This window comes from Microbacterium sp. SORGH_AS_0454, assembly GCF_031453395.1.
Lineage (GTDB): Bacteria > Actinomycetota > Actinomycetes > Actinomycetales > Microbacteriaceae > Microbacterium.
Genome location: NZ_JAVIYS010000001.1, coordinates 3,132,281 through 3,150,587, shown reverse-complemented (window position 1 = coordinate 3,150,587; position 18,307 = coordinate 3,132,281). Strand labels below are relative to the sequence as shown.

Below are 18,307 nucleotides of genomic sequence, written 5' to 3'. Positions count from 1 at the left end.
GGAGGTCCGACCTAGACTTAACAGGTGCCCATCGTTCCTGTCGCCTCTCCCTCGCCGTCCGCGAATTCCGGTACCAGTGGAAAGCTGAGTGTCCGGGGTGCACGCGTCCACAACCTGAAGAACGTCGACCTCGACATCCCGCGTGATTCCCTCGTCGTCTTCACCGGTCTGTCGGGCTCGGGAAAGTCGAGCCTCGCCTTCGACACCATCTTCGCGGAGGGCCAGCGCCGCTATGTCGAGTCGCTCAGCGCGTACGCGCGACAGTTCCTCGGGCAGGTCGACCGTCCCGACGTCGACTTCATCGAGGGGCTGAGTCCCGCGGTCTCCATCGACCAGAAGTCGACCAACCGCAACCCCCGCTCGACGGTCGGCACGATCACCGAGATCCATGACTACATGCGTCTGCTCTGGGCGCGCGTCGGCGTGCCCCACTGCCCCGACTGCGGAGCGCGCATCCAGCGGCAGACGGTCCAGCAGATCGCCGACCAGCTCATGGAGCTTCCCGAGCGCACGCGCTACCAGATCGTCGCCCCCGTGGTCACTCAGAAGAAGGGGGAGTTCGTCGACCTCTTCAAGGAGCTCAGCGCGAAGGGCTACGCCCGTGCGGTGGTCGATGGCGAGCTGGTGCAGCTGGCCGAGCCCCCGACGCTGAAGAAGAGCTACAAGCACGACATCGCGGTCGTCGTCGACCGACTCGTGGCATCCGGAGACAACCTCAGCCGCGTGACCGACTCCGTCGAGACGGCGATGGGGCTCGCCGGCGGCATCATGCAGGTCAATTACGTCGACGAAGAGGGCGATGACGCCTGGCAGTCGTTTTCCGAGAAGCTGGCGTGCCCCAACGGGCACCCGCTGCAGCTCACCGAGATCGAACCGCGCACGTTCTCGTTCAACGCGCCCTTCGGTGCGTGCCCCGTCTGCTCCGGCCTCGGAACGCGCATGTCGGTCGACGTCGACCTCATGCTGGGCGATGAGGAGCTCTCCATCCGGGACGGCGCGATCCTGCCGTGGACGACCCAGGGCAAGGGGCTCTTCCAGTACTACGAGCGGCTTCTCGAGGGGCTCGCGCGCGATCTGGAGTTCTCGCTCGACACGCCGTGGAAGGACCTCTCGCACGACGTGCAGCAGGCGGTGCTCCGCGGTGAGAACTACAAGGTCACGGTCAAGTGGAAGAACCGCTACGGCCGCGAGATGCGGTACTCGTCGGGCTTCGAGGGCGTCGTGCCCTACATCGAGCGTCAGTACCTGCAGGCCGAGTCCGACACCCAGCGCCAGCGCTGGTCGGAGTACCTTCGCGAGGTGCCCTGCGCGGTGTGCGACGGCGATCGGCTGAAGCCCGAGGTGCTCGCGGTGCTCGTCGACGGCACCTCGATCGCGGCGGCCTCGCGCATGAGCCTCGCCGATGCGCGGGAGTTCTTCTCGCAGCTGACGCTGACCGACCGCGAGGCGACGATCGCCGCGGCGGTATTGCGTGAGATCCGCGCGCGACTCGACTTCCTGCTGCAGGTGGGCCTGAACTACCTGAGCCTCGGCCGCGCGGCCGGCACGCTCTCGGGCGGAGAAGCGCAGCGCATTCGCCTCGCCACACAGATCGGGTCGGGGCTGACCGGCGTGCTCTATGTGCTCGATGAGCCTTCGATCGGTCTGCATCAGCGCGACAACCGCCGCCTCATCCAGACGCTCGAGACTCTGCGCGACCTCGGCAACACGCTCATCGTGGTGGAGCACGACGAAGAGACCATCCACGCGGCCGACTGGGTCGTCGACATCGGGCCCCGCGCCGGTGTCGACGGCGGCAATGTCGTGCACTCCGGTCCGCTCTCCGGCCTGCTGACCGACGAGAACTCCCTGACGGGTGCCTACCTCTCCGGCCGCCGATCGATCGAGGCGCCGAAGAAGCGCCGCAAGATCGACAAGAAACGTCAGGTCACGGTGGTCGGCGCGCGCGAGAACAACCTGCAGAACGTCACGGCCGACTTCCCCCTGGGGGTGCTGACGGCGGTGACTGGCGTGAGCGGTTCGGGCAAGTCGACGCTGGTGAACGGCATCCTGTACGAAGTCCTCGCCTCGAAGCTGAACGGTGCGCGTCGCGTTCCGGGCAAGCACACGCGCGTGACCGGTCTCGACAACCTCGACAAGGTCGTGCACGTCGATCAGGCGCCGATCGGGCGCACCCCGCGCTCGAACCCGGCGACCTACACCGGGGTCTTCGACCGCATCCGCAGCCTGTTCGCCGAGACGCCCGAGGCGAAGGTGCGCGGCTACCAGGCCGGGCGCTTCAGCTTCAACGTCAAGGGCGGGCGCTGCGAGGCGTGCTCGGGCGACGGCACGCTCAAGATCGAGATGAACTTCCTCCCCGACGTCTACGTCGACTGCGAGGTCTGCCACGGCAAGCGGTACAACCGCGACACCCTCTCGGTGCACTACAAGGGGAAGAACATCGCCGAGGTGCTCGAGATGCCCATCTCCGAGGCGGCGGAGTTCTTCGAGCCCATCCAGGCGATCCACCGCTATCTCAAGACCCTCGTCGACGTGGGTCTCGGATACGTCCGCCTGGGGCAGTCGGCGACCACGCTGTCGGGCGGTGAGGCGCAGCGCGTCAAGCTCGCGACCGAGCTGCAGCGCCGAAGCAACGGCCGATCGATCTACGTGCTCGACGAGCCCACCACGGGTCTGCACTTCGAGGACGTCTCGCTGCTGCTCAAGGTCTTGAACGGCCTCGTCGACAAGGGCAACACCGTCATCGTGATCGAACACAACCTCGACGTCATCAAGAGCTCGGACTGGGTCATCGACCTCGGCCCCGAGGGAGGCGCCGGCGGCGGCACGATCGTTGCCACGGGAACTCCCGAGCAGGTCGCGAAGGTCGAGGGCAGCCACACCGGCTCGTTCCTGGCAGAGCTCCTCGAGACCGGCCGTACCGGCACGCAGCGCAACACCGCCGCGGTCGGCAGCGGCGACGCCGAGCGAGAGCTCGTGAGCGCGGCGGGCTGAGCGTGGCCCCGAGAGAACGGGTCTCGCACCTGTCGTACCGCCCGAAGGCCGGTGAGATCCCCACCAACCCGGGGGTCTACCGGTTCCGGGATGCCGAGGGGCGCGTGCTGTACGTCGGCAAGGCGAAAAACCTGCGCGCGCGACTGTCGAACTACTTCGCTCCCTTGCATTCGCTCCACGAGCGCACGCGTCGCATGGTGACCACGGCGGCGAGCGTCGAGTGGACGGTGGTCCCGAGCGATATCGACTCCCTGCAGCTGGAGTTCATGTGGATCAAGGAGTTCGATCCGCCCTTCAACGTCCGCTATCGCGACGACAAGTCCTACCCCTTCATGGCGATCACCCTCGCCGACGAGGCCCCGCGCGTCATCGTCACGCGCAACCACAAGATCCGCGGGGCGAAGTACTTCGGTCCGTATCCGAAGGTGTGGGCCGTGCACGACACGATCGACCTGATGATCAAGGTCTTCCCGATCCGCACGTGCAGCGACTCCTCGTACAAGAAAGCCATGGCATCCGGTCGCCCCTGTTTCCCGGGGCAGATCGGTCGTTGCGGCGGCCCGTGCTCGATGAAGGTGACGATCGAAGAGCACCGCGCCGTCGTCGACGACTTCATCGCGTTCATGTCCGGCGGCGATCAGCGTTTCACGCGCGAGCTCACCGCCCGCATGAAAGAGGCCTCGGCCGCGATGGACTACGAATCCGCCGCGCACTACCGCGATCGCCTCCAGGCCATCGACGCGGTGCTCGGCAAGAGCGCGCTCGTCCTCGCATCGGATACGGATGCCGATCTCTTCGGCATCGCGGAAGACGAACTCGCCGCGACCGTGCAGCACTTCGTCGTCCGCGGCGGACGCGTGCGCGGCGTGCGCGCGACGACCATCGAGAAGGAGATCGACATCTCCGGAGCCGATCTCGTCGACCAGGTGCTCCAGCGAACGTACGGAGACGCCGACGCCGGCGACATCCCGCGCCAGGTGCTCGTCCCCGAGCTCCCCGACGACGCCGAGCAGCTCGAGGACTGGCTGCGCGAGCGACGCGGCCGACCGGTGACCCTGCAGATCGCCCAACGCGGTCGCAAGGCCGATCTGCTCAAGACGGCGACCCTGAACGCGCAACAGGCGCTGATGCTCCACAAGACCCGCCGCACCAGTGATTACGTCGCCCGGTCGCAGGCTCTCACCGATCTCCAGGAAGCGCTCGGCCTGAGCGAGGCGCCGCTGCGCATCGAATGCTTCGACATCTCCCACCTCTCGGGCACCAACGTCGTGGCATCCATGGTCGTCTTCGAAGACGGTCTCCCACGCAAGGACCAGTACCGCTCCTTCGGCGTCGCCGAGACGACGGACGACACCGACTCGATGTACCAGGTGCTCAGCCGGCGCCTCGCGTACCTCGACCGCCCCGACGAGATCGAACCCGAGACGATCGACGGCGCGATCGTGGCCGCCCCCGACTCCGAAGAGGCCACGGCCGACGGCGAGGTCGTGACCGCGCGAAAGCGTCCGCGTTTCGCCTACCGGCCCCAGCTGCTCGTGGTCGACGGCGGTCAGCCGCAGGTCGCCGCCGCAGCGCGTGCCCTCGCCGATGCGGGGCACGAGGAGATCGCGTTGTGCGGCATCGCCAAGCGTCTGGAAGAGGTCTGGCTGCCGGGGGAGGAGTACCCGGTCATCCTGCCGCGCACCTCGGAGGCGTTGTACCTGCTGCAGCGCCTGCGCGACGAGGCCCACCGGTTCGCGATCGTGCATCAGCGCAAGCGCCGGAAACGAGACATCACGAGCGTGCTCGCCGAGGTGCCGGGTCTCGGCGACACCCGCATCAAGGCGCTTCTGCGGCACTTCGGTTCGGTCTCGGCGCTCAAGAACGCCACCGCGGAGGAGATCACGGCGCTGCCGGGCATCGGCCCGACCCTGGCCGCGGCCATCCACGCGCATCTTGCTGGGTAGGCTGGGACCACACGACGGGAGGCGATCGCCCATGGAACCGGCACGCGACGACGAGCCAGGAGAGGTGCTGATCGTCACCGGCATGTCGGGTGCCGGGCGATCCACGGTCGCCAACGCCCTCGAAGACCTCGACTGGTACGTGGTCGACAACCTCCCGCCGCGCATGCTGCGCCCCTTGCTCGAGCTCACCGAGCTCGCCGGCGGAGCCGTTCCGCGGGTGGCAGTGGTGGTGGATGTGCGCGGCCGGTCGCTCTTCGGCGACCTGCCCGAGGCGATGCGGACCCTGCAGGCGAACCGTCAGGTGCGGGTGGTGTTCCTGGATGCCAGTGACGCGGCGCTCGTGAGGCGGTTCGAAGCCGTGCGCCGACCGCACCCTCTGCAGCATGACGGCACGATCCTCGATGGGATCCATCGCGAGCGCGAGCGACTGGCCCCCGTGCGCGAGGCGGCCGACGTGGTGATCGACACCTCGGCGTTGAACGTGCACCAGCTGTCCCTGCGGACGGTATCGCTCTTCGGCGACGAGGGAGCGGCGCGGCACACCGTCACGCTCATGAGCTTCGGCTTCAAGTACGGTCTGCCGCCCGACGTCGATCTCGTGGCCGACATGCGGTTCCTGCCGAATCCGTTCTGGAACGATGACCTGAGAGCCCTCACCGGCGAAGACCCCCGCGTGCGGGAATACGTGCTGGCTCAAGAGGGCGCATCGGAGTTCCTCGACGCGTACGCGGCGGCGCTGCGCCCCGTGATGGAGGGGTATCAGCGCGAGAACAAGCGGCATTCCGTCGTGGCGGTGGGCTGCACGGGCGGTAAACACCGTTCGGTGGTGATGGCCCGTGAGTTGGCTGCACGTCTGTCCGATGTGCCCGGGGTGGCCGTCCGCGTGGCTCACCGCGACCTCGGTCGCGAGTAGGCTGTACCGTCGTCCCCGCCGCCCCACCCGAGGAGAACCGTGCCGCTGACCGCCGACGTGAAGGCCGAACTCATCACCGTTCGCGACCCGCGCCCGACCGCACGCGTCGCCGAGCTGACGGCCCTCCTGCGCTTCTCCGGTGGCTTGCACTCCATCGCCAACCGCGTCGCGGTGGAGGCCGAGCTCGACTCCGACATCCTCGCGCGCCGCGTTGCCCGCGACCTCATGGAGCTCTACGGCGTGCGCCCCGAGCTGCACCACGTGCAGGGCTCGGGAGGACGCGCGGGCGGCCTCTACGCCGTGCGGGTGATCGAGGCCGGTGAGACCCTGGCCCGTCAGACCGGTCTCCTCGACCAGCGTCGTCGCCCGGTGCGCGGGCTGCCGAACAAGCTCACCACCGGCTCGCGACCCGATCTCAGCGCCATCTGGCGCGGGGCCTTCCTCGCGGCTGGTTCCCTCAGCGACCCGGGCCGATCAGCCGCCCTCGAGATCTCGTGCCCCTCGTCCGAGGCGGCCATGGCGCTCGTGGGCGCAGGCCACCGCATCGGCATCCCCGCCAAGGCCCGCGAGGTCCGAGGTGTCCCGCGCGTCGTCGTGCGCGACGGCGAGGCGATCCGTGGAGCCCTCTACGAGATGGGCGCTCGTCGCACCGCAGGGGAGTGGGATCAGATGCGTCAGCGCCGCGAGGTGCGCGCGGGTGTCAACCGCCTCGTGAACTTCGACGACGCCAACCTCCGCCGCTCGGCGCAGGCTGCCGTCGCCGCGTGCGCCCGCGTGGAGCGCGCGCTCGAGATCCTCGGCGACGAGGTGCCGGCTCACCTGCAGCAGGCGGGTGAGCTGCGTCTCGCCCACCGGGACGCGAGCCTCGACGAGCTCGGCCACCACGCCGATCCGCCCCTCACCAAGGACGCCGTCGCCGGCCGCATCCGCCGCCTTCTCGCGATGGCTGACAAGAAGGCCGAGGTCGAGGGCATTCCCGGCACCGAAGCCGCTGTGCCGGTCGGCGCCGAGGGCTGAGCCCGCAGAGCGCTGCCGCAGGCGACTGGTTCCTTCGCGTCGGCCGCGATGCGCGGGTCGCCGGCATCCCGAACCGCGTCGTCCGACGCGCCCGGGCGCCTATCTTCCGTCATTCGGGGAAGCAACCCCGGTGCGCCGTGGTTACCCGTCAGTAGGATGAAATCGTCACCCTCGCTGCTCGGTTCCTCGGCACGTCGTTTCGGCGAAGAGGTCTCGGCGGCGCCCGATTCGGAAGTTGAGATCATGGCGAAGTACACGCTGCCCGAACTGCCCTACGACTACTCGGCGCTGGAGCCGCACATCAGTGCGACCATCATGGAGCTGCACCACAGCAAGCACCACCAGACCTACGTCAACGGCGCCAACACCACTCTCGACCTCCTCGCCGAAGCGCGCGAGAAGGGCGATTTCGCCAACATCAACCGCCTGCAGAAGGACCTCGCCTTCAACCTCGGCGGTCACACGAACCACTCGATCTTCTGGACCAACCTCTCGCCCAACGGGGGCGACAAGCCCACCGGCGACCTCGAGTCCGCGATCGACGACCAGTTCGGTTCGTTCGACGCGTTCCGCGCGCAGTTCACCGCTGCGGCCCTCGGGGTGCAGGGCTCGGGCTGGGCGGGTCTGTTCTGGGACTCGATCGGTGAGAACCTCGTCATCCAGCAGTTCTTCGACCAGCAGGGGCAGATCGTGGCGGGGACCGTTCCGATCCTCCTGCTCGACGTCTGGGAGCACGCCTACTACCTCGACTACAAGAACGTCCGCGCGGACTACGTGAAGGCCTTCTGGAACATCGCCAACTGGGACGACGCTCAGAAGCGCTTCGCGGCCGCCCGGGAGAAGACCTCGGGTCTGCTGGTACTGTCGTAAACGGTGCGGCGTCCCGGTGGGACACCCCACCGGGACGCCGTTGTCCGCCAGCGAACATCGCAATCACGCGCTTCTCGCGCACAACTGATTCAGGAGATATTCCGTGACCGTCAAGATCGGAATCAACGGCTTCGGCCGTATCGGACGCAACTACCTTCGCGCAGCTCTCGCGCAGGGTGCCGACCTCGAAATCGTGGCGGTGAACGACCTCACCGACAACAAGTCGCTGGCGCACCTCCTCAAGTACGACTCCGTCGGCGGCGTGCTGACCGAGGACGTCTCGTACACCGCAGACTCCATCACCGTCGGAGACAAGACCATCAAGGTCTTCGAAGAGCGCGACCCCGCCAACCTCCCCTGGGGCGAGCTCGGCGTCGACATCGTCATCGAGTCCACCGGTCGCTTCACCAAGGCCGAAGACGCCAAGAAGCACATCACCGGCGGTGCCAAGAAGGTTCTCATCTCGGCTCCCGCAACGGGCGACGACGCGACCATCGTCATGGGCGTCAACGAAGAGACCTACAACCCCGAGACCGACGTCATCATCTCGAACGCGTCGTGCACCACGAACTGCCTGGCGCCCCTCGCCCAGGTGTTCAACGAGGCCTTCGGTATCGAGCGCGGTTTCATGATGACCGCTCACGCCTACACGGCCGACCAGAACCTGCAGGACGGCCCGCACAGCGACCTTCGTCGTGCGCGCGGCGCGGCCATCAACATCGTCCCCGCCTCGACCGGTGCCGCCAAGGCCATCGGCCTGGTCCTGCCCGAGCTGAACGGCAAGCTCAGCGGCTCGTCGTACCGCGTTCCGGTTCCCACCGGCTCGATCGTCGACCTCACGATCGTCACGCCCACCGAGGGTCTGACGGTCGACCAGGTCAACGAGGTCTACAAGAAGGCTGCTGCCGAGGGTCGCCTGAACGGCATCCTCCAGTACACCGAGGACCCGATCGTCTCGAGCGACATCCAGGGCAACCCGCACTCCTCGATCTTCGACGCGGAGCTGACCAACGTCAGCGGCAACCTCGTCAAGGTCTCGTCGTGGTACGACAACGAGTGGGGCTACTCCAACCGTCTCGTCGACCTGACCGAGTACGTCGCCGAGCGCCTGTAACCCTTCATGGCTCTGCGCACCCTCGATTCGCTGGGGTCGCTGGCCGGCACGCGCGTCATCGTCCGTTGTGATCTCAACGTTCCTCTCAAGGACGGGATCATCACGGACGATGGCCGCGTGCGCGCGTCGCTGCCGACCCTCAACGCACTGATCAACGCCGGCGCGCGTGTGGTCGTGTGCTCGCACCTCGGCCGCCCCGACGGGGCACCCGATCCGAAGTTCTCTCTCGAGCCCGTCGCGCAGCGTCTGTCCGAGCTGCTCGGTCAGCCGGTCGCGTTCGCGCGCGACACGGTGGGTGAATCCGCTCAGGATGCCGTCTCCTCGCTGGAGAACGGCGAGGTCGCCGTCATTGAGAACCTCCGCTTCAACGCCGGCGAGACCTCCAAGGACGAGGCCGAGCGCCAGGCCTTCGCGCGGGAGCTCGCCCGTCTCGGCGACGCTCTCGTGTCGGACGGTTTCGGTGTCGTGCATCGCAAGCAGGCGAGCGTCTACGACCTCGCGAAGCTGGTGCCCTCCGCCGCGGGCCTTCTGATCCAGAAGGAGCTCGAGGTCCTCGACCGTCTCACCGAGAACCCGGAGCGTCCTTACACGGTCGTGCTCGGCGGCTCGAAGGTCAGCGACAAGCTCGGCGTGATCGAGCACCTGCTCCCTCGCGTGGACAAGCTCCTCGTCGGCGGCGGCATGATGTTCACTTTCCTCGTCGCCGAGGGCCACAAGGTCGGCTCGAGCCTGCTCGAGAAGGACCAGATCGACACCGTCAAGGGCTACCTCGCCACGGCGAAGGAGCGCGGCGTCGAGATCGTGCTCCCCGTCGACGCGGTCGTCGCGGCGTCCTTCTCGGCGGATGCCGAACACGTGGTCGCCGACGCCGACTCTCTCGAGAACACCGCTTTCGGTGCCTCGGGGCTCGGTCTCGACATCGGACCCCGCACGGCGGAGATCTTCGCCGACGCCATCCGCGGCTCGCGCACCGTCTTCTGGAACGGCCCGATGGGCGTGTTCGAGATGAAGGCGTTCGAAGCCGGAACGAAGACCGTCGCCCAGGCGCTCACCGAGGTCGACGGCCTCAGCGTCGTCGGCGGCGGCGACTCCGCCGCGGCCGTGCGTCAGCTCGGTTTCACGGACGACGCCTTCGGCCACATCTCCACCGGTGGCGGCGCGAGCCTGGAATTCCTCGAAGGCAAGAAGCTCCCCGGACTGGAGGTCCTCGGATGGCAGTGACCAGAACCCCTCTCATCGCCGGCAACTGGAAGATGAACCTCGACCACCTGCAGGCGGTCGCGTTCGTCCAGAAGCTGCACTGGACGCTGAAGGAGGCCAAGCACGAGACCGGAAGCGTCGAGGTCGCGGTCTTCCCGCCGTTCACCGACCTGCGCACCGTGCAGACGTTGCTCGACGCCGACAAGATCGACTTCGCCCTCGGCGGTCAGGACCTGTCCGCGCACGACTCCGGTGCGTACACGGGCGAGATCTCGGGCCAGTTCCTGGCCAAGCTCGACGCGAAGTACGTGATCATCGGGCACTCCGAGCGTCGTCAGTTCCACAACGAGACCGACGAGGTCGTCGCAGCGAAGACCCAGGCGGCCCTCCGTCACGGCCTCGCTCCGGTGATCTGCGTCGGTGAGACCTCGGAGGACCTCGAGAAGTTCGGCGCGAGCGCCGTTCCCGTCGGTCAGCTCGAGGTCGCCCTCGAAGGTGTCGCGGCGGATGCCGACATCGTCGTGGCGTACGAGCCGGTGTGGGCCATCGGCTCCGGTCAGGCGGCGACGCCCGACCAGGCCCAGGAGGTCTGCGCCAAGCTCCGCGCGGTCGTGGCCGACAAGCTCGGCGCCGATGCGGCCGCTCGCACCCGCGTGCTGTACGGCGGCTCGGTGAAGTCCGGCAACATCGCGGGCTTCATGCGCGAGCCCGACGTGGACGGCGCCCTGGTGGGCGGTGCGAGCCTCGTCGTCGATGAGTTCGCCGCCATCGTCCGGTTCCAGAAGCACGTCGGCGTCTGACGCTGACCGGATGCCCGCGGCGTTACGCCGCGGGCATCCGTGCGTCTGGGACGCGTCCCCGTATACTTGACGCTTGTGCGGTCGAACCGATCGCTACGAAAGGCTTTCGACTGTGCAGATTCTCGAGTTCGTCCTGCAGGTGCTCCTGGGTATCACCAGCCTCCTGTTGACCCTGCTCATCCTGCTCCACAAGGGTCGCGGCGGCGGTCTGTCCGACATGTTCGGCGGCGGGATGAGTTCCGCCCTCGGTTCGTCGGGCCTGGCCGAGCGTAACCTCAACCGTTTCACGATCGTGCTCGCGCTGGTGTGGTTCGTCACCATCGTCGGTCTCGGTCTGCTGACCAAGTTCGCGGAGATCTGATCATGGCCACTGGAGGCAATGCCATCCGCGGCTCGCGTGTCGGCGCGGGCCCCATGGGCGAACAGGATCACGGCTTCCACGCCGACCGCGTCGCCGTGTCGTATTGGGATGCGCTCGGCAACGAGACGGTGCGCTACTTCGCCGCGGGTATTCCCGACGACGAGATCCCCGAGACCATCGACTCCCCGCACTCCGGTCTTCCCGCCGGTCGCGACAAGGCCAACCCGCCGGCCCTGGCCAAGGCGGAGCCCTACAAGACGCACCTCGCGTACGTGAAGGAGCGCCGCAGCGACGAAGAAGCCGCCTCGCTGCTCGACGACGCGCTGCAGCAGCTGCGCGAGCGTCGCGGACAGTAAGTCCCCGAGCGCGCACGACACGAGGGCCGGATGCCATGGCATCCGGCCCTTCTGCGTGTGCGCGGTCCGCTCAGCGGACGGGGGAGTCCGTCACGATCGTCGTCCAGGGTCCGGAGGGGACGTTCTCCTCGTCGACGAAGGACCAGTCGACGCGGTCGTCTTGGCCGTTCAGGTCGCTGAAGCCCAGGCAGCCGTTGAGAGCCGGGGATACGTCGAGCCCGGCACCGTTGTAGCGCGCGTTGGCGGGGCGCTGGTCGTCGGAGCCGAAGACGTACGCGGCGTCGTGGTACTCGCCGGGGCCGGCGTCCTCGATCTGGCCGTAACAGATGCGTCCGGCTGCGCGGAGGACGACCCAGCGGTTCTTCATGAGGCTCGCGGAGCGCTCGTCGACGACGGCCGTATAGGCGGGCTCGCTCGCCCAGGGGATGACCTCTCCCCGCGTGGCGAAGGCCGTGTCGTCGTTGACGTCGTCGAAGGGAAGATCGAGGTAGAACGGGTTCTCGCGGGGTGTCATCGCGGTGGGGAAGTAGCCCGACCCGGGGGTTCGGGGCTCGGTCCGGCAGTCGTCGCCGACGACGATCCCATCGCAGCCGCCGTACGAGCCGAGCCAGTCGGAGTCGTAGGTCGAGATGCGCTGATTGCCGTCGGAGGTGTTTGGATCGAACACCTCGCCGACCCAGAACGTGGTGGCTACGACGTCGGTGTGCCACGGGTACCCCGTGTCGGGGCGAGGAGCCGCGAGCGGGGCGCACGCCGACAGGCCGACGGCGGCAACCACCACGAGGGTGGTCGCCGCCGTCGGCCGCAACGCTCGCGTCACTCGCTGATGTCGCTTTCGGTGGGGTGGACCTTCTCCACCGGTCCCTGAGGGGGTGTCGCGGTCATCGGGGCGAACGAGGGAGCGGTCACGGTGGCAGGAGCCAGGGGCGGGGCACCGGCGCTGTCGTAGAGCTGCAGGTCGTCGGCTCGGAGGGTGCCGTTGCCGAAGATCGTCAGCGCGAAGCTGATGCCGTTGTACCCGGCCGGGATGGCCGCGGTCGTCCAATCGGCCTGCATCCAATCCGACGCCGAGCCGAACCAGGGGCTGGAGGTCCAGTACGACCACGAGCCGCTCGTCGAACGGAGATAGACGGCGAACTGCGTCACTCCGCTCGACTGGTACCACTCGCGAAGCGTGTACGACGTGCCGGGCGTCACGGTGGGGGAGCACTGCCCGAGGTCGAACTGCGGCAGCAACTTGGCGTCCCCGTCGACGTAGTTCGACATCACGATAGCGCTTGAGATGTTGCCCGTATGGGCGGGCGACCCCGTGCTGAAGGCCGGTGAGTTGTCGCCGTATCCGCCCCTCATCCAGCAGTCGGGGGCACCGGTCTCCATGCTTGGGTTGACGATGCCGTTGGCGGACCCTGTCACCACGGGCACCGAGGGGCCGTCGACCACCGGCTTGGTGGCGCCGCCGATGACCTCGCCGACGGTCTTGACCACCGTGCCGGCCGACTGGCGGGTCTTCAGCCACGCGGTGAACTGTCCGAAGAGCGACGTGGTCACCGCGAGGTCGCTGCAGGCGTCGTCGCAGATGTCGTGGAAGGTGTACGGCACCCAACCGCCGCCGTTCTTCTCGGCGTTGGTGACCCCGGCCTTGAGGTCGTCGAGCGTCCAGGTGGCGTCGACTTGATCGAGGGCTTTCAGCGCGTACTTGTCGGCGGGTCGGGTGGACTCCGCGTAGGCGCACTCGGGGCACCCGAAGCGGCTGCGGATGTCGCCGAGAAGTCGTGCGCTGTTGTACCCGCAGTTCGCCACCGCCTTCTCGACCGCGGCGTCGGCGGACGCGAACGGGTACGCGAAGCTGCGGACCGCGAACCCCCACGACGTGAGGTTCTTCCGGTCGGTGCAGATCTGCCGGGTGGCCTCGTCGATGCTCACCTGCGCGAGGTCGGGGTGGTTGACGGTGTGGCCGCCGAGCTCATGCCCCGCATTCTTCAGGTTCGTCAGATCGGTTCGGGTCATGTGCCCCGCGGCTCCGATGAAGCCGGAGTTGACGTAGAACGTCCCCTTCATGCCGTTGGCCTGCAGGGAGGGGAGAGCATTGAGCTGGTCGGAGTTGGCGTCGTCGAAAGTGAGGCTGACGATCGTGCGGGTCGCGGCCTGCGCCGGCGCCGATGCCGGGGGCGAGGTGGCGATGAGCCCGCCCGTTCCCACGGCGACGGCGGCGAGCACCGCCAGGGCCCGAATCCGTCGCCGCCCGGGGGCGGCGTGTCGTTGGATCATGGGGGAGTCCTTTCGGGTGAGAGGGGTCGTCCGTCGACGCACCGGGGCGTCGTCGGACGCGCATTCGTCGGGGGCGCGATCGGTCATGAGACCGTCACCGACTTGGCGAGATTGCGAGGCTTGTCGACGTCGCGACGCAGCCGCAGCGCGAGCTCTCGCGCGAACATCTGCAGGGGCACCACCGTTTCGAGCGGCCCCCACGAGGGACCGGTCCGCGGCAGGTGCATGGGCAGACCGCCGACGTTCAGCACCCTCTCACCGACGCGCAGCACACGCCCCCCGCGGGCGAGGATCTCGGCGATGTCGACATCGAGTCGAGGATCGCCGTTGTCGACGACGAACACGGGGGTGCCGGTGTCCACCAGGGCGAGCGGGCCGTGCTTGAGCTCTCCCGCCGGTTGGTGCTCGGCCCAGCGATACGACAGCTCCTTGAGCTTGAGGGCGCCCTCGGCCGCGTAGACGAGGCCGGAGCCCCTCCCCAGGAAGAGGAAGCCGGGCGCGTCGACGAACTCGCCGGCCATCTTTGCGGACGGCTCCCGCCAGGTGTCCAGCGCCGCCGAGAGCGCGTCGGGGGTCGCGGCCATCGCCCGCAGGTCGCTCTCGAGCGCGATCGCGTCGGTTCGCGACGACACGGAGAGCCCCGATAGGGCGAGGCACGCGCCCGTGAGCACCTGTGCGACGAAGGTCTTCGTCGCCGCGACGCCGATCTCGGGGCCGGCGAGGCAGTCCAGCGTGGCGTCGGCGCGTCGCGCGAGTGTCGAGGAGGGGTTGTTCGTCAGTGCCAGCACCGTGGCGGCACCCTCGGGCAGCCTGTCGAGGGCCCTCAACACGTCGGCCGTCTCCCCGGACTGGCTGAGCGCGATCACGAGGGTCCGCGGCTCCCAGACCTCGTGCGCCGCCTCGCTCGCGACGAGGGTCCGGGTGGGAAGACCGCCCAGACGCGAGAAGACCTGCGCGACGGCCCGCCCCGCGTGCAGCGAGGTCCCGCAACCGAGGACGGTGACGCGGTCGATCTCGTCGAGCGGGGCCAGGCCCATCCCGCGCCAGAGCAGCCCGTCGGCGATACCCGGGGTGAGCACCTCCAGCACCCGGCGAGCCACAGCGGGCTGCTCGTCTATCTCGTTGCCCATGTGGTCGCGGTGGCGCCCCTTGCTGGCGAGATAGGCCGTCTGGGGCACCGGCCACAGCCCCCGCGGACGGCAGCTGCCGCCGGAACGGTGCCAGCGCATCCCCTCGGCATCGACCTCGACGACGTCATCGTCCTCCAGCACGCGGAACGCCTCCACGACGGGTGTGATCGCGCCGACGTCGCTCGCGAAGTACACTCCCTCCTCACCCTCGGCGAAGATGAGGGGAGAGCCGTGCGCGGTGCCCGCGAGGGCTCCCGTGCGCGCGTCGAGGGCGACGACAGCCCAGGACCCCTCGAGGTGCCGGGCCGCGTCGGCGAGGGCGTCACCGAGACCGACCCCCGGGCGCAGGGCCTGCTCGACGAGGTGCACGATCACCTCGGTATCCACGTCGGTGGCGAAGCGGTGTCCGCCGGCGACGAGATGCGCGCGCAGCAGATCGGCGTTGTCGATGATCCCGTTGTGCACCACGAAGAGCCGGCCGCTGCAGTCCTCGATCGGATGGGCATTGCGTCGGCTCACCTCGCCGTGGGTGGCCCAGCGCGTGTGGCCGATCGCCGCGGTCGTGGCATCCGTCCCCGACTCATCCGAATGCACCGCGTCGGTCAGGGAGGCCACGCCGTCGAGCGTGCGCACGTGCAGCGTCGTGCCGTCGAGGTGCCGGGCGGCGATGCCCGCGGAATCGTAGCCCCGATACTCCAGGCGTTCGAGGGCGGATCGCGCGCGCGATGCGGCTGAGGATGGTCCGCGATAGGCGGTGATCCCGCACATCAGAGAACCCCCCGAAAGGAGCCGGCACCGGCCAACGGCATGGCATCCGAACCGAGTCGTTCGCGCGAGAGCAGATCGGCGGCGACGCGCATGATGGTCGAGGTCAGCGAGGTGTGCGGCTCGTAGCCCACGAGGTCGTGCGCTTTGGTGTTGTCGGGCACACGGCGGCGCATGTCCTCGAACCCCGGCGCATACGCCTGCTCGTAGGGAACCAGCTGGATCGTGCTGCGACTGTCCAGGGTGCGGATGATCTCCTCCGCCAGCGCCGAGATCGAGATCTCGCGAGCGCCGCCGAGGTTGTAGGCCTGGCCGCGGGCGCGCGGATCTCTCTCGATGGCGACCATCGCGGGAACCACGTCTTCGACCGCCGAGAAGCAGCGCGTCTGCTGCCCGTCGCCGAAGACGGTGAGCGGCTGGCCGCGCAGGGCTTGGCCCACGAGATTCGGCAGCACCATGCCGTAGCGTCCGGTCTGGCGGGGGCCGACGGTGTTGAACAGGCGCACGATCGAGACGTCCAGGCCCTCCTGGTCGCAGTACGCTTTCGCGAACGCCTCGTCGATCCCCTTCGCCCCGGCGTACGTCCAGCGTGAGAGCAGCGGGTCGCCGAGCACGCGATCGGAGTCCTCGCGTAGGCGGTCGGCGGTGTTCTTGCCGTACACCTCGCTCGTCGACACCATCAGCACCGAGGCCTGCTGCTCGATGGCGGCGGTCAGCACGTTCTCGGTGCCGTGGATGTTGATGCGCAGTCCCCTCAGCGGCTGCTCGACGATGAGCTTGACCCCCACGGCCGCGGCCAGGTGGAACACGCGGTCGCAGCTCCGCATCGCCGAACCCACCGTCTTGGTGTTGAGGATCGAGCCGTGGATCATCTCGAGGCGGGGGTTGTCGGCGATGCCCGCGAGGTTGCGGGCTGAGCCGGTGGAGAGATCGTCGAGGACGACGACCTCGTCACCGAGAGCGAGCAGATGCTCGACGAGGTGGCTCCCGATGAAGCCGGCGCCGCCGGTGACCAGCGTGCGCGTGTGCGAGTGCGCGGAGCCCGGATAGACCGGCACGCCGCTCACAGGAGCACCCGCCCCGCGATGTCGGCGCTGCGGTAGGTGCCGTCGACGACCACGGCTTCGCCGTCGAGCCAGCCGAGGTCGCTGTCATGGTGGCGCGTGTGCACGAGCACGACGTCGGGATGGAAGTCCGCTGGGTCGGCGAGCGAGTCGCGTTCCCGCCCCGAGTCGAGGTGGATGTGCGGTGCGTGCGTGTCGACGTACTGCACCTCTGCGCCGGCGTCGATGAGGTGGTCGATGATCTCCAGGGCGGGAGACTCGCGGAGGTCGGCGACGTCGGGCTTGTAGGTGACGCCGACGATGAGGATGCGGGCGCCGAGGGTTCCCTTGCCCGCGCGACCCAGGACGTCGCGGATGCGGTCGACGACCCGGAGGGGGCGGGCGGCGATGCGGGTCATGGCCTCGGTGATCACGCCGGCGTCGACGTGGAGGGCCTTGAGCTGCCACAGCAGGTAGTGCGGGTCGCACGGGATGCAGTGGCCCCCGACCCCCGGGCCCGGGTAGAACGCCATGAATCCGTAGGGCTTGGTGCTCGCGGCCTCGATGACCTCGGTGATACGCACGTCGAGAGCACCGCAGATGTCGGCGAATTCGTTGGCCAGGGCGATGTTGACGGCGCGAAAAGTGTTCTCGAGCAGTTTCGTCATCTCGGCGGTGGCCAGGCTCGACACCCGGTGCACCCGCGCGGCGTAACGGGCGAGGAGTCGAGCGCCCTCCTCTTCGCATTGCGGGGTGGCTCCACCGACGACGCGGGGGACGATCTCTTGGGCGAACCCGATGTTGCCGGGGTCGATGCGCTCGGCGCTGAAGGTCACGAACACGTCGCGGCCGACCTGCATCCCACGCTCCCGAAGCGGCATCTCGACCAGATCGTGCGTGCACCCGACGTAGGTGGTCGAGGTGAGCATGACGAGCTGCCCGGGCCGGACGGCGGCGACGACGGTGGCGCACGCCGCCCGGAGCGCGGTGAGATCCGGCACCTGCTGATGATCCACGGGCGTCGGCACGCACACGACGATCGCGGCGGCGCGACGGAGCTCCGAGGGGTCGCTGGTGAGCCGGAATCCGGCAGGTGCGCGCAGGGCCGTCTCGAGACGCTCCCGATCGGATCCGATGAGGTCGGCGCCTCGAGCGGCGATGGTGCGCAGGCGCCGGGTGGAGACATCGAGGGCGATCACTCGGGAGCCGCTGGCGTGGTAGGCGAGCGCCGTCGGGAGCCCCACGTATCCCAGCCCCACGATGGCGACGTCGAAGTCGAACGTCCGCGTCGGGGCGGGAGCAGAGGGCGGCGGCGTGGTGACCACGTCGGCCCGGATGTCGAGAGTGGACATGTTCATCCTCCAAGGCAGGGTCCGAGGGGACGGCTCGGGGGAGATGAGGCGCCCCCTCGGAGGAATTCGGGTGATGGGACGGCGTCCGTCGGGTATCGACGCTGCTCCGGGAATCACACTGGGGCGCGGCTCCGGCGACGGTCAAGATCGCCGGCCGCATCATGCGGGTTGCCGCCGA

General features: G+C 68.5%; 15 protein-coding genes. 10 read left to right on the top strand and 5 right to left on the bottom strand.

The window, feature by feature from the left end; all coding sequences use genetic code 11:
* Positions 1–24: 24 nt before the first annotated feature.
* From uvrA to QE454_RS15085, 10 genes are all read left to right on the top strand, one after another.
* On the top strand, positions 25–2,994 hold the full coding sequence (uvrA, locus tag QE454_RS15130) for an excinuclease ABC subunit UvrA (RefSeq protein WP_210076666.1): 2,970 nt from the start codon (positions 25–27) through the stop codon (positions 2,992–2,994).
* A 2-nt stretch (positions 2,995–2,996) separates the two neighbouring features.
* Positions 2,997–4,940, top strand: a complete 1,944-nt coding sequence (gene uvrC, locus QE454_RS15125; protein ID WP_307460044.1) for an excinuclease ABC subunit UvrC — start codon at positions 2,997–2,999, stop codon at positions 4,938–4,940.
* 31 nt (positions 4,941–4,971) lie between these two features.
* Complete coding sequence (gene rapZ / locus QE454_RS15120; protein ID WP_210076662.1) at positions 4,972–5,853, top strand: RNase adapter RapZ; 882 nt, start codon at positions 4,972–4,974, stop codon at positions 5,851–5,853.
* 39 nt (positions 5,854–5,892) lie between these two features.
* Entirely contained in the window at positions 5,893–6,870 is a 978-nt protein-coding gene (gene whiA / locus QE454_RS15115) for a DNA-binding protein WhiA (RefSeq protein WP_267787470.1), read from the top strand.
* Between the two features lie 243 nt (positions 6,871–7,113).
* The gene (locus QE454_RS15110) at positions 7,114–7,740 is read left to right on the top strand and encodes a superoxide dismutase (RefSeq protein WP_103210019.1); all 627 of its coding nucleotides are present in this window, start codon (positions 7,114–7,116) and stop codon (positions 7,738–7,740) included.
* A 103-nt stretch (positions 7,741–7,843) separates the two neighbouring features.
* A complete protein-coding gene (gene gap / locus QE454_RS15105; protein WP_094734144.1) occupies positions 7,844–8,854 on the top strand; it encodes a type I glyceraldehyde-3-phosphate dehydrogenase in 1,011 nt (336 codons plus the stop codon).
* 6 nt (positions 8,855–8,860) lie between these two features.
* Positions 8,861–10,075 carry a phosphoglycerate kinase gene (locus QE454_RS15100; RefSeq protein WP_307460048.1) on the top strand — a complete coding sequence of 405 codons (1,215 nt, stop codon included), beginning with the start codon at positions 8,861–8,863 and terminating at the stop codon, positions 10,073–10,075.
* Complete coding sequence (gene tpiA, locus QE454_RS15095; RefSeq protein ID WP_210076656.1) at positions 10,066–10,854, top strand: triose-phosphate isomerase; 789 nt, start codon at positions 10,066–10,068, stop codon at positions 10,852–10,854. The genes QE454_RS15100 and tpiA overlap by 10 nt, the downstream gene beginning before the upstream one ends.
* A 112-nt stretch (positions 10,855–10,966) precedes the next feature.
* Positions 10,967–11,215, top strand: coding sequence for a preprotein translocase subunit SecG (gene secG, locus QE454_RS15090; protein ID WP_056232190.1), 249 nt, complete (start codon positions 10,967–10,969; stop codon positions 11,213–11,215).
* A 2-nt stretch (positions 11,216–11,217) separates the two neighbouring features.
* On the top strand, positions 11,218–11,571 hold the full coding sequence (locus QE454_RS15085) for an RNA polymerase-binding protein RbpA (protein ID WP_055955187.1): 354 nt from the start codon (positions 11,218–11,220) through the stop codon (positions 11,569–11,571).
* A gap of 70 nt (positions 11,572–11,641) precedes the next feature.
* Here the strand turns inward: QE454_RS15085 and QE454_RS15080 are convergent, their stop codons facing one another.
* From QE454_RS15080 to QE454_RS15060, 5 genes are all read right to left on the bottom strand, one after another.
* Positions 11,642–12,352: a hypothetical protein gene (locus tag QE454_RS15080; protein WP_309668746.1), complete on the bottom strand. Its 711-nt coding sequence runs from the start codon at positions 12,350–12,352 to the stop codon at positions 11,642–11,644.
* A 35-nt stretch (positions 12,353–12,387) separates the two neighbouring features.
* Positions 12,388–13,839, bottom strand: coding sequence for a polysaccharide deacetylase family protein (locus tag QE454_RS15075; RefSeq protein WP_307460054.1), 1,452 nt, complete (start codon positions 13,837–13,839; stop codon positions 12,388–12,390).
* Between the two features lie 83 nt (positions 13,840–13,922).
* Positions 13,923–15,737, bottom strand: coding sequence for a glutamine--fructose-6-phosphate transaminase (isomerizing) (gene glmS / locus QE454_RS15070; protein WP_307460059.1), 1,815 nt, complete (start codon positions 15,735–15,737; stop codon positions 13,923–13,925).
* The gene (locus QE454_RS15065; protein ID WP_307460062.1) at positions 15,737–16,801 is read right to left on the bottom strand and encodes an NAD(P)-dependent oxidoreductase; all 1,065 of its coding nucleotides are present in this window, start codon (positions 16,799–16,801) and stop codon (positions 15,737–15,739) included. Before QE454_RS15065 ends, glmS begins: the two co-directional genes overlap by 1 nt.
* Complete coding sequence (locus tag QE454_RS15060) at positions 16,798–18,129, bottom strand: nucleotide sugar dehydrogenase (protein WP_267787465.1); 1,332 nt, start codon at positions 18,127–18,129, stop codon at positions 16,798–16,800. Before QE454_RS15060 ends, QE454_RS15065 begins: the two co-directional genes overlap by 4 nt.
* Between the last annotated feature and the right edge of the window lie 178 nt (positions 18,130–18,307).

What these genes read in the sequence shown, in the direction of transcription:
- rapZ (WP_210076662.1), top strand. Translation starts at nt 4,972, where the DNA reads ATGGAACCGGCACGCGACGACGAGCCAGGAGAGGTGCTGATCGTCACC.
- QE454_RS15110 (WP_103210019.1), top strand. Translation starts at nt 7,114, where the DNA reads ATGGCGAAGTACACGCTGCCCGAACTGCCCTACGACTACTCGGCGCTG.
- QE454_RS15100 (WP_307460048.1), top strand. Translation starts at nt 8,861, where the DNA reads ATGGCTCTGCGCACCCTCGATTCGCTGGGGTCGCTGGCCGGCACGCGC.
- tpiA (WP_210076656.1), top strand. Translation starts at nt 10,066, where the DNA reads ATGGCAGTGACCAGAACCCCTCTCATCGCCGGCAACTGGAAGATGAAC.
- QE454_RS15085 (WP_055955187.1), top strand. Translation starts at nt 11,218, where the DNA reads ATGGCCACTGGAGGCAATGCCATCCGCGGCTCGCGTGTCGGCGCGGGC.
- QE454_RS15075 (WP_307460054.1), bottom strand. Translation starts at nt 13,839, where the DNA reads ATGATCCAACGACACGCCGCCCCCGGGCGGCGACGGATTCGGGCCCTG.
- glmS (WP_307460059.1), bottom strand. Translation starts at nt 15,737, where the DNA reads ATGTGCGGGATCACCGCCTATCGCGGACCATCCTCAGCCGCATCGCGC.
- QE454_RS15060 (WP_267787465.1), bottom strand. Translation starts at nt 18,129, where the DNA reads ATGTCCACTCTCGACATCCGGGCCGACGTGGTCACCACGCCGCCGCCC.